The organism is Rhizobacter sp. P3_C12 (assembly GCF_056402735.1).
In genome coordinates this window covers 1-8,625 of the sequence record NZ_JBFUGW010000264.1, presented here as the reverse complement: position 1 = coordinate 8,625, position 8,625 = coordinate 1, and the positions used below count along the sequence as shown (strand labels likewise).

Annotated in this window: 16 protein-coding genes; 8 read left to right on the top strand and 8 right to left on the bottom strand. The window is 66.5% G+C overall.

The window, feature by feature from the left end; genetic code table 11:
* From AC1DXV_RS27710 to AC1DXV_RS27680, 7 genes are all read right to left on the bottom strand, one after another.
* Nucleotides 1-467: phage terminase large subunit family protein (locus AC1DXV_RS27710; protein WP_477936594.1), on the bottom strand; the 467-nt coding region annotated here is incomplete at its 3' end.
* Nucleotides 464-961: a terminase small subunit gene (locus tag AC1DXV_RS27705; RefSeq protein ID WP_477936592.1), complete on the bottom strand. Its 498-nt coding sequence runs from the start codon at nt 959-961 to the stop codon at nt 464-466. The genes AC1DXV_RS27710 and AC1DXV_RS27705, both read right to left, overlap by 4 nt.
* 138 nt (nt 962-1,099) lie before the next feature.
* The gene (locus tag AC1DXV_RS27700; protein WP_477936590.1) at nt 1,100-1,897 is read right to left on the bottom strand and encodes a hypothetical protein; all 798 of its coding nucleotides are present in this window, start codon (nt 1,895-1,897) and stop codon (nt 1,100-1,102) included.
* A 16-nt stretch (nt 1,898-1,913) separates the two neighbouring features.
* Nucleotides 1,914-3,275 carry a replicative DNA helicase gene (locus tag AC1DXV_RS27695; RefSeq protein ID WP_477866845.1) on the bottom strand — a complete coding sequence of 454 codons (1,362 nt, stop codon included), beginning with the start codon at nt 3,273-3,275 and terminating at the stop codon, nt 1,914-1,916.
* Nucleotides 3,272-4,264 (bottom strand): helix-turn-helix domain-containing protein, encoded by a 993-nt coding sequence (locus tag AC1DXV_RS27690; protein WP_477866847.1) that lies wholly within the window; start codon nt 4,262-4,264, stop codon nt 3,272-3,274. The genes AC1DXV_RS27695 and AC1DXV_RS27690 overlap by 4 nt, the downstream gene beginning before the upstream one ends.
* Before the next feature lie 71 nt (nt 4,265-4,335).
* On the bottom strand, nt 4,336-4,620 hold the full coding sequence (locus AC1DXV_RS27685) for a hypothetical protein (RefSeq protein ID WP_477936588.1): 285 nt from the start codon (nt 4,618-4,620) through the stop codon (nt 4,336-4,338).
* Nucleotides 4,620-5,093 carry a phage regulatory CII family protein gene (locus tag AC1DXV_RS27680; protein ID WP_477936586.1) on the bottom strand — a complete coding sequence of 158 codons (474 nt, stop codon included), beginning with the start codon at nt 5,091-5,093 and terminating at the stop codon, nt 4,620-4,622. Before AC1DXV_RS27680 ends, AC1DXV_RS27685 begins: the two co-directional genes overlap by 1 nt.
* A gap of 137 nt (nt 5,094-5,230) precedes the next feature.
* Here AC1DXV_RS27680 and AC1DXV_RS27675 point away from each other — a divergent pair, with 137 nt between their 5' ends.
* Nucleotides 5,231-5,458, top strand: coding sequence for a hypothetical protein (locus AC1DXV_RS27675; RefSeq protein ID WP_477867862.1), 228 nt, complete (start codon nt 5,231-5,233; stop codon nt 5,456-5,458).
* A gap of 12 nt (nt 5,459-5,470) precedes the next feature.
* Here AC1DXV_RS27675 and AC1DXV_RS27670 read toward each other — a convergent pair whose 3' ends face one another.
* The gene (locus tag AC1DXV_RS27670) at nt 5,471-5,680 is read right to left on the bottom strand and encodes a helix-turn-helix domain-containing protein (RefSeq protein WP_477867860.1); all 210 of its coding nucleotides are present in this window, start codon (nt 5,678-5,680) and stop codon (nt 5,471-5,473) included.
* A gap of 57 nt (nt 5,681-5,737) precedes the next feature.
* Here AC1DXV_RS27670 and AC1DXV_RS27665 point away from each other — a divergent pair, with 57 nt between their 5' ends.
* The 7 genes from AC1DXV_RS27665 to AC1DXV_RS27635 all read left to right on the top strand — a co-directional run.
* The gene (locus tag AC1DXV_RS27665) at nt 5,738-6,397 is read left to right on the top strand and encodes a S24 family peptidase (RefSeq protein WP_477936584.1); all 660 of its coding nucleotides are present in this window, start codon (nt 5,738-5,740) and stop codon (nt 6,395-6,397) included.
* Nucleotides 6,398-6,507: 110 nt separating this feature from the next.
* Nucleotides 6,508-6,714 (top strand): hypothetical protein, encoded by a 207-nt coding sequence (locus tag AC1DXV_RS27660; protein ID WP_477867856.1) that lies wholly within the window; start codon nt 6,508-6,510, stop codon nt 6,712-6,714.
* The gene (locus tag AC1DXV_RS27655; protein ID WP_477867854.1) at nt 6,711-6,968 is read left to right on the top strand and encodes a hypothetical protein; all 258 of its coding nucleotides are present in this window, start codon (nt 6,711-6,713) and stop codon (nt 6,966-6,968) included. Before AC1DXV_RS27660 ends, AC1DXV_RS27655 begins: the two co-directional genes overlap by 4 nt.
* A complete protein-coding gene (locus tag AC1DXV_RS27650) occupies nt 6,965-7,111 on the top strand; it encodes a hypothetical protein (protein ID WP_477867852.1) in 147 nt (48 codons plus the stop codon). The genes AC1DXV_RS27655 and AC1DXV_RS27650 overlap by 4 nt, the downstream gene beginning before the upstream one ends.
* Nucleotides 7,102-7,341, top strand: a complete 240-nt coding sequence (locus tag AC1DXV_RS27645; protein ID WP_477867850.1) for a hypothetical protein — start codon at nt 7,102-7,104, stop codon at nt 7,339-7,341. Before AC1DXV_RS27650 ends, AC1DXV_RS27645 begins: the two co-directional genes overlap by 10 nt.
* A gap of 89 nt (nt 7,342-7,430) precedes the next feature.
* On the top strand, nt 7,431-8,030 hold the full coding sequence (locus tag AC1DXV_RS27640) for an HD domain-containing protein (protein WP_477936582.1): 600 nt from the start codon (nt 7,431-7,433) through the stop codon (nt 8,028-8,030).
* Between the two features lie 17 nt (nt 8,031-8,047).
* Nucleotides 8,048-8,625 (top strand): ParB/RepB/Spo0J family partition protein (locus tag AC1DXV_RS27635; RefSeq protein ID WP_477936580.1); only part of this gene is annotated, 578 nt, incomplete at its 3' end.

Here is an 8,625-nt window from a genome sequence, read left to right as displayed (position 1 = left end):
GGGAACACGCGGCGCATCACGCGCACGTCGCGCAGCATCGGCTCCAGCTCGGTGGTCACGAAGTCGTCGCGGTCCTCGTCTGTCGGCTGGTACACCGCCTGGTTGCGACGCTTGTGCTCGGCGAAATAGCCGACGGCCGCCAGGAAGATCTTGGTGTATCCGGTGCGAGCGGACTTGCGCCAGGTGACGTGGTTGATCTCGTCGTGGCCGATGCAGTCGGCAATGGCGATCTGGTACGGGTAGGCTTCCCACCGCCCCTGCTCGTAGCTGCTCTCCTCGCTGAGGTAGAAGTGCTCGGCCATCCATTGCGACAGGCGCATCGGCGGCGGCGCTTCGAGCGGACGCAGACCGCGGCGCAGCGCCGCGTTGATCTCGTCGCGCTGCTCGGTGCCGAGGTCCGCCAGCGACATGGGCGGCTCGACGTACACGGACTCGACTGCGTCGAGCATAGGCGTCAGTTCGGTCAATTTCCATCCTCCTCTTCATCGGGTTCGTCTTCGGCATCCGCGAGGCTGAGCGCCGCCGCCCGGTTGCGCGCCTTGCTGACTTCCTCCTCGAAGATGCGCAACGCCTCGGTGGGCAGCTCGACGCGACGGCGCACGCGCGGCACCAGGCCCTGAAGCAGGCTGCCCACATCGCCAGCCATCTTGGCGAGCACCAGTTCCAGCACCGCGACCGGTGCCAGCTCGCGGCGGTTCACCGCGTTGTCCATTGCGACGCGGTCGGCCTGCTCACGGGCGAGGCGGGCGCGCTCGCGCGCCAGTTCGCCGTCGGCCCCGCGGCCCGCCGCCTGTTCTCGCAGGTGTTTTGTGTACGCGCGCAGCCAGGCCGAGGCGGGCTGGCCCGCCTTCAGAATCCCGCGAGCGAGCAGCTCGCTGATCGCCTGCTGGCTGACGCCGACCAGGTCGCCGAATTGCTCCTGCGTCAGCGGGTGAGAGAGGGGCTGTTGCATCGCTTCCATGGGTACAACCCCCTTAAGCAACGCCCGCAACTACGGTGCGAACGGGGTTCGAATTACCCTTGACCGACCTCTCCCGGGAGGACCCGATGAGGGGGGTGGGGGGTGGGGTCGAGGCCTTGGCCGACCGGGGTGCGAACGTCATGCGCCCTGCCCTCCCGCCGCGAGCCCGAGCTTCGCGAGCTGCTTCTGCATACGCTGCTCGTAGTGCGACTTGAACCGGCTGTCGATCACGCGCTGTGCCGTGCCCACGAAGTCGAAGCGCTTGCCATACCGCGTGCCGTTGACGAACAACAGCACGGGCTTGACCGCACTGCCCGCGCTGAAGCGGTACCGCGCCCACACGCCACGCCGCAGGTGCTGCATCTTGTCGCCGTGCTTCCACGAGCCGCGGCCCTGCCTCGACTCACCGCCGTGCGCGACGAAGTACTCGACCTTGCTGCGCTTGGCCTTCGAGCGCTTCGAGCTGGTGGCGTTCGCATCGGAGYCCGCGAGGTTGAAGGCCTGCAGCTGGCTCAGGATCTGCACGATCTGGCCGCGGCCCATGTTGCCGTAGGCGTCGAGCTTGGCGGCTGCGCCCGGCACCGCGCGCTCGTTCTTGCGCATCAGCCCGGCCTGCACGAGGATCTCCTCGAAGCGCTTCAGCGGCCGGTTGCCGCCTTCGATCTGCGGGATCAGGTAGTGCGCCCGCGACGTGCCGTCCTTCAGCCACACCATCGCCTGCAACTTGGTCCGCGTGGCGAAGGTGGTGCGCAGCGCCCGCAGCGTGAACGCGGTCGGGTTGTCGAACCGGTCGCGGATCTCGGCGACCTGCGCGTCGCGCACCTCGCGCGTGGTGTCGTTGATGGCCTGCGCCATCACGTTCGGGTGCTCCTGCTGCAGTTCGCCGAACGCCTTCGCGATCTGCGCCGCATCGAAGCGGATGTTCATCGTCAGCATGTCGTTCCTCCCTCGGTCAGTCGAGCCCGCCGCCGCGCTGCGCCTTGATGCTCTTCATCGGAGCCGGCCCTTCCCAATCGGTGAAGCGCTGGAACGCGCCGTCGAAGGTGAAGTTCAGCGTGTCGGTCGGACCGTTCTTGTGCTTGACCACGTGCAGCTCGGCGTGGAACTTGTTGGCCTCGGTCGGGTTGCGACGGTGCTCGCGGTGCAGCAGCCCGATCAGGTCGGCCGCGCCCTCGATGTCGCCGCTGTCGCGCAGGTCGCTCATCTGCGGGGGACCGCTGCGCTTGTCGGCCTCGCGGTTCATCTGCGACAGCAGGATGATCCAGACGCCGAATTCCTTGGCCGCCCGCTTCAGGCCGTTGGCGATCTTGCCCAGCTCCTGGTTCCGGTTGTCGCCGTCGCCCTCCATCAACTGCAGGTAGTCGATGATCACGAGGTCCAGCTTCTTGTGCCTGCGCTTGACCTGCTGGATCTTGCGGCGCACGTCCATGATGGAGAGCGCCGCCTGGTCGTCCATCGCAATGTGCAGCTTCCCGAGCGCATCGATGCCCTCGCTGACGCCCTCCCACATGCTCTCCGGCGCCTTGCGCGGATTGCGCAGATCCGCGAGGTTCACGCGGCCTGCCGCGGCGACCTGGCGGGCCGTCAGCGAGTTCAGGCTGTCTTCCTGCGTGAGCATCAGCACGTGGTGCTTGCGGCCGACGTGGCGGCTCAGCGTCAGGCATATGGCCGTCTTCCCCATGCTCGGCCTGGCGCCGATCACCCACAGTTCGCCGGGCCGCCCGCCGCCGGCGGTGCAGTGGTCGAGATCCTTCAGCCCGGTCTGGATGGTCGTCTCCGCGCCGTCGTAGCGCTTCTGCAGGTCGTCGAGGTAGCTCACGACCAGCTCGCTGATGTCACGCGGTTCGTTGCGGTCGGCCACAGCGTTCAGCGCCATCAGCTTGGTGATCATCTGGTCGATGAGCTGGTCGACCGGCTGCGGCTTGCCCTTCGCATCGTGCGCACCGCGCATGATTTCGTCGGCCATCGTCGAGCCCAGGCGCATCACCTCGCGTTCACGCCAGCGCTCGACGAGCAGCTCGGCGTGGCGCAGCGCCGCCCGGCCGCTCGTCACGCAGGACAGCAGCTGGTTCAGGTACACCATGCTGTGGTGACCCTTGTCGTGGACGGTCACGAGGTCGGCCAGCTTGCCGGCCCTGAGCAGCTCGCTGATGGTCTCGTAGATCGCCCGGTGGTCGGTCTGGTAGAAGTGCTCGGGCTTCAGGACCGTGCCGACCGTCTCGAAGGCTTGGTTGTCGAACAGCAGCGCGCCCAGCACCGCGTGCTCGGCTTCCTCGCTGTGGGGGGCGCTCAGTGCATCGGGTCGGCGGCTCATTCGGCGGTTCCTTGGTCGTGTTGCAGCATGGCCTGCGCCTGCAGGCCCTGGGTCGTGAGGTGGGCAGCCTCTCCGGGCTTCAGGTACCAGAGGCGGTACCAGTTGTCGCGGACGCTGTTGAAGAAGGTCTGGCGCCAGTCGCGCTGACGCTTGCCCTGGGCGGTGCGGCGGGCCTTGAACTCCCGCCAGTGAAGCAGCAGGATGTCGCGGTCGATGCCGACCAGGTCGCAGTAGCCGAACACCGGGTGGTCCTCGGGGATGGGCTTCTCCCCGGCAGCCTTGCAGACGGCGAGGAAGGTGGCGAGGCTCACCAGCGGCTTGTGCCTCGATGCCTTGGTGTCGCCCCCATCGTCCTGCCGAGGGTCTTCAGCCCCTTCAGGGGGTTGGGGGTATAGCTCTTGTATTGGTTCTATTACGGTTAGGGGGCACGTGGTGCCGGTCTGACCGGCAGGTGGTGCCGGTTGGGGTGCATGCGGTGCCGGTTGACCTGCAGCAGGTGCCGGGTCGAACAGGTCATCGCAGGAGCTTTGACCGGCACCTGATGCCGCTTGACCTGCATGCGCTGCCGGTCGGGCGGCATGTGGTGCCGGTGTGACCCGGATCGATGGGTCTGAAGAGGCCGTTCGGGCGCCTGCGAAGGGGGCATGTGGTGCCGCCTTGTTTCGAGGCGCGTTGAGCGAACTGGCGCCGCGGGCGATCAGCGCCGGGTCGGTGCCGGTGGGCGCGCCCGGACGGACGCCGTCCAGGGTCAGCGTGTAGACGTTGGAGCGCATCTCGCCCATGCCGACGCGCAGCAGTCCCGCCTCCTCCAGCCAGCGGATGGCGTTGCGCACCGTGCGTTCGCACAGGCAGGTGCGCATCGCGATCGTCTCGACCTTGGGCCAGCAGAAGCCCTGGTCGTTCGCCTGGTCGGCCAAGCTGATCAGCACCGCCTTCTGGGGCGGCGGCATCTTGAGCGGCCAGCAGATGGCCATTGCGAGCGTGCTCATTGGGCAACACCCTTCCCTTGCAGCCGCGTGGGCCGCAATGCATCTTGTCGTTGAGTCATGTCAGAGGTCGGTCAGGCGCGCAGGCGGGCTCGCCGGCATTCGCGTTGGGTGTGGTCGGTGCGGCAGTCGTCGTCGCAGTAGGCTTCGCCCGGGGCGCAACGTTCTTCGCAGTTGCGGCAGATGCCCAGCGGCAGGTAGGTGAGGCGCGCTGTGCGCTCATGGTGCTTCGCGAGGGCCGCGAAGATGAACTCGGATTCGCGGACCGTCGCGAGGTCGTCAGCGCTCAGGCGCTCCAGCGTGTCGCGCGCCAGCACATCGACTGCGAGGCTCGGCGTGGATGTGATCTGCGCGTGCATCAGCGACCCTCCCGCATCGATTGCGGCTTGGCCGCTTCGTTGCGCACGCGCAGCGCGATGAGCACGGCCTGCACGGCCGACATCAACTCGGCGGCTTCGCCCTCGACGCGGCGCAGCTCGTTGTCGGTCACCGCACCGTCGGCGGTCACCTCGCTGATCTGGCCGATCACCTCGGCGAACTCACGCGCCATGCGGGTCACGCCCTTGAAGGTGTCGTCGTCGATGCCGTCGGCGCAGGCCGGCAGCGGCAGCACCATGCAGTGGCTGGCGAGCGCGAAGGCATTCAGGATGCCCCGGTCCTTCGTCAGCAGCGTGAGCTTGAGGGCGTCGGCCAGGCCGATCTTGGCGGTCGGGTAGTTGGGATCGACCTCATGGCTGAGCGTCGAAGCGCTCTTGCCGAGCAGCGGTGCGAGCGCGGTCGCGCCGCCGGGGTAGTCGTGTACGAGGTTGAAGGCTGCAGTCTGGACGTTCATGGCATGGGTCCGTGGGGGTTGCTATGGAAGCGCCCTGCCCCGATCCCGATACTGCGCACCAGTGAGCGCAGGTGGGACAAGGAACCCGATCGCGCTGTGGCGCAGCGACGATCGGAGGCAGAGGCATGGAGGGAGAAATGCGTTGGGGCAGCGTGTTCGCGCAGGTGAGCGTCGAGTTCGTCGACATCCCCTCGCCTATCGGGCCGCTGGGGGCGCTGGAGGTGACGCTTCGGGCGCCAGGAGCACCGGCCCCTGCCACGTTGTGCCTCGGCGTGCCGGCGGCGCGGCGACTGTGGGAAGCGCTGGACGACGCGCTGCGGTTGCGCTCGACGACAGTTGAGGCGCAAGGCAAGGGATGCGCGTGATGGAGGCCGCGCTCATGCAGCGCTCCGTGGCAAGGCGCTATTCGGTGTCCCATGCTCCGTCACAAGAGCCGCAAGCCGTAGGGCGTCATCGGCCGCCTCGGGCACGTCTCCTCGTTGCCAACGAGACAATCGTGGCTGCGGAATTCCCGTGCGACGGGAGATCTCTGTTTGGGTCATGCCCCTGTCCCGAAGGCACTTGATCAAGCCGGTGGTGTCACTCATGGCACCACTTTATGCGTTATCGCATTATTTGTCTATGCCCCAACGCATTATGCGACGATGCACAGTGTCGGAATGAAGCCTTTTGAGCTAATCGCTGCCCTCATGCACCGTGAAGGCCTAGGTCCGCTTCCCCTCGCGAAGAAGATCGGAAAGGCCAAGCTGCAGCCGCAGATCCACCGGTTCTCCCGCGGTGAGGTGGCGAACCCGGATCGCACCACTGCCGTGCCAATCGCCGAGTACTTTCATATCCCGGTCGAGGCGATCTACGACGAGCGCGTCGCGACCGAAGTGGCACGTGAACTGGGGATCACCACCGTCGCGCCAACATCCCCAACGACACCGCGAAAAAAAGTGTCAGTAGCTCACCCCATGAGCCAGTCAAGTGTCAAGCTTGGCGCCAAACAACTGGACTGGGGGGCATTGATGGAGGGAGAGCTGCCGGCCGTCTTCGAGGTGGCCGTGCCGGACGATGCGATGGCGCCACGAGTTAGAGCAGGCCAGATCGTCAAGTTCGATACACGCGAGACACCGCGCCCTGGAGACGGGATCCTGGTCGTCGACAACAACGGCGAATGGTTTTTTCGCCTATTCCGGCAGGGACGCCGCGGCGCATGGGAAGCTGCTGCGGAGAACGCCGCGTATGAAACCTTGCAGGCCGACAGAGACGGCCTGAAAGTAGTGGCGGTCCTCGTTGGCGTTCAGGCTCGCTGGGGATGATGCGAGCCATAGAGGCCACCCCCTAGAATCGATATTTATGCGATAACGCATTGACAATGCGTTATTCGCAATCGCATAATTCTTCATCGAACACCGATGGAGTCAATGCGATGAATGCATCCCACAGCAGCTACCGCTGCACCTACCACCCCGCCGATCGCGCTGGTTTCGCGAGCATCAGCGAAACGGGTGTTCTTCCTTTCGTCCAGTTGCGCGCTTCTGACGCCGAGGAAGCTCAACGCCTTGCGCACCTCATCACCGGGTGCGCAGTCAGCGACGTGCTGCGTCTTGAGCAAACCTCGACGAGGTGCGCATGAGCGCCGTCGTTCACAAGTTGCCGACGGTGGCAGCATCGGAAGTGGTGTCGATCAAGCTCATCGCCCAATCGGGCACCTGGCCGCAGATTGACATCGGCGAGCGAGAACCCGGCAACCCGATCCGCTTCCAGATCTCCGCCCCGCACCAAGACTACTTGCTCTTGTCGCATGGGCAGCTCTCGGCGCTGGTTTCTGCAGCCAGTGCGTGGCTCGACCTGTTCGCGCAGCACACGCCGGAGGCAAGCGAAGCATGAGCCGCCGCTACCTCGCCCGCTACACGCTCAGCGACGGCACGCGCGGCGCGCTGCAGGTCGTCGCATCGCACAGCTTCGATGTCATCGACATGCTGGTGCGCAGCTTCTCCACCCTTCGCAGCTGCAGCGCGAGGTGCCTGTGATCGCCGCCGCCCTGCCCCTACCCACGCCGGCCGACTGGGACGCCACGAGCTACCGCGCCTGCGAGCTGTGCGACCACCGCATGTACGACGGCACCGACCTGGTCTGCTGTTGCCCGGCCGCGGTCGCGTCCGATCGCTGGCGCCCCGTCACCGTCATGCGAGCGTCGCTCGGCGGCTGCGGCCCTGATGCCCGATTCATGCGCATCAACTTCGACAGCCTGCACGCCTGACGGCGCGCCGCCGCCCTTCCCCACCCTTTCTCCCGCCCGCCTGCGCCATCGCAGGCGGCGAGCTTCAACACGCCTGCACAGGACGTCAAATGACCTGGATCACCACCTCCACCGGCGATGAGGTATCGCTGCAGCAGCCACGGCTTGCCAGCATCACCCTCGCGACCATCGCGCACCACCTTGCGCAGATCAACCGCTTCACCGGYGCMACCTGYCGGCCGTACAGCGTCGCCGAGCACTCGCTGCTGGTCTGCGAAATCGCCGAGCGTGAGTTCAATCTGCCGTCGCACGGTCTGCTCGCCGCGCTGATGCACGAYGCACAYGAGGCCTTCACCAACGACCTCAGCACTCCGGTGAAGACTGAGATCGGCGCGCCGTGGGCAGCCTTCGAGCACCGCTTCGAGCGCGTGATCCGAAGTGCCTTTGCCATCCACGTCGCCTCGACCGCGCACGCCGCCGCGATYAAACGCGCCGACCTGATCGCCTTGGCAACCGAGCGCGCCCAGCTRCTGCCCGGCGGCGGCACGCCTTGGGAAGTCCTGCAGGGCGTGCCCACGGCGCCTTGGGTSGACCTGATGTCCCGCAAGCGCTGCACGGCCCGCTGGAGCGATTGGCGCAACGCCTTCAGCGAGCGCGCCGACTTCCTCGATTTCCAACGCCAAGAGCAAGCCCACCAGCTCGGCCGCTGAACACCCACGGAGCACCTATGGAACACATCACTGCCATCCCGCTGAATCACCTCCACGAGAGCCCGTTCAATCCACGGCGCACCTTCGTCGGCATCGACGACCTGGCCGCCAACATCGTGGCCGAGGGTCGCATCCACGAGCCGCTGCTTGCCCGGCCGACCGTCATCATGGGCATCGATGGCTTCGAGATCGTCTTTGGGCACCGCCGCTTCCGCGCGGCAGCGGCGGCCGGCCTGCTGACGGTACCCTGCATGGTCCGCACGATGACCGATGCCGAGGCACGCAGTGCGCAGGTTGCAGAGAACCTGCAGCGCGCCGACGTGCACCCGATCGAGGAGGCCGAAGGCTTCCAGGCCATGATCGATGGCGACAACCTGACAGCCGACGACCTGGCGGCGAAGTTCGGGAAGAGCCGCAGCTATGTGTACGGCCGGCTGAAGCTGCTGGAAGCCTGCCCCGCCGTCCGCAAAGCCTGCCTGGCTGGGGAGGTCGGCAGCGAGGTCGCGCTGCTCATCGCGCGGCTGCGCACGCCGGCTTTCCAGGAGAAGGCGCTCAACTACATCAGCAAGGAATATCACGCGAAGCTGGACGATGG

Excerpts from the sequence above, each read along its gene's own strand:
- AC1DXV_RS27670 (WP_477867860.1), bottom strand. The coding sequence starts at position 5,680 with ATGAGTGACACCACCGGCTTGATCAAGTGCCTTCGGGACAGGGGCATG.
- AC1DXV_RS27695 (WP_477866845.1), bottom strand. The coding sequence starts at position 3,275 with ATGAGCCGCCGACCCGATGCACTGAGCGCCCCCCACAGCGAGGAAGCC.
- AC1DXV_RS27690 (WP_477866847.1), bottom strand. The coding sequence starts at position 4,264 with ATGAGCACGCTCGCAATGGCCATCTGCTGGCCGCTCAAGATGCCGCCG.
- AC1DXV_RS27655 (WP_477867854.1), top strand. The coding sequence starts at position 6,711 with ATGAGCGCCGTCGTTCACAAGTTGCCGACGGTGGCAGCATCGGAAGTG.
- AC1DXV_RS27680 (WP_477936586.1), bottom strand. The coding sequence starts at position 5,093 with ATGAACGTCCAGACTGCAGCCTTCAACCTCGTACACGACTACCCCGGC.
- AC1DXV_RS27675 (WP_477867862.1), top strand. The coding sequence starts at position 5,231 with ATGCGTTGGGGCAGCGTGTTCGCGCAGGTGAGCGTCGAGTTCGTCGAC.
- AC1DXV_RS27665 (WP_477936584.1), top strand. The coding sequence starts at position 5,738 with ATGCACAGTGTCGGAATGAAGCCTTTTGAGCTAATCGCTGCCCTCATG.
- AC1DXV_RS27685 (WP_477936588.1), bottom strand. The coding sequence starts at position 4,620 with ATGCACGCGCAGATCACATCCACGCCGAGCCTCGCAGTCGATGTGCTG.
- AC1DXV_RS27705 (WP_477936592.1), bottom strand. The coding sequence starts at position 961 with ATGGAAGCGATGCAACAGCCCCTCTCTCACCCGCTGACGCAGGAGCAA.
- AC1DXV_RS27660 (WP_477867856.1), top strand. The coding sequence starts at position 6,508 with ATGAATGCATCCCACAGCAGCTACCGCTGCACCTACCACCCCGCCGAT.
- AC1DXV_RS27650 (WP_477867852.1), top strand. The coding sequence starts at position 6,965 with ATGAGCCGCCGCTACCTCGCCCGCTACACGCTCAGCGACGGCACGCGC.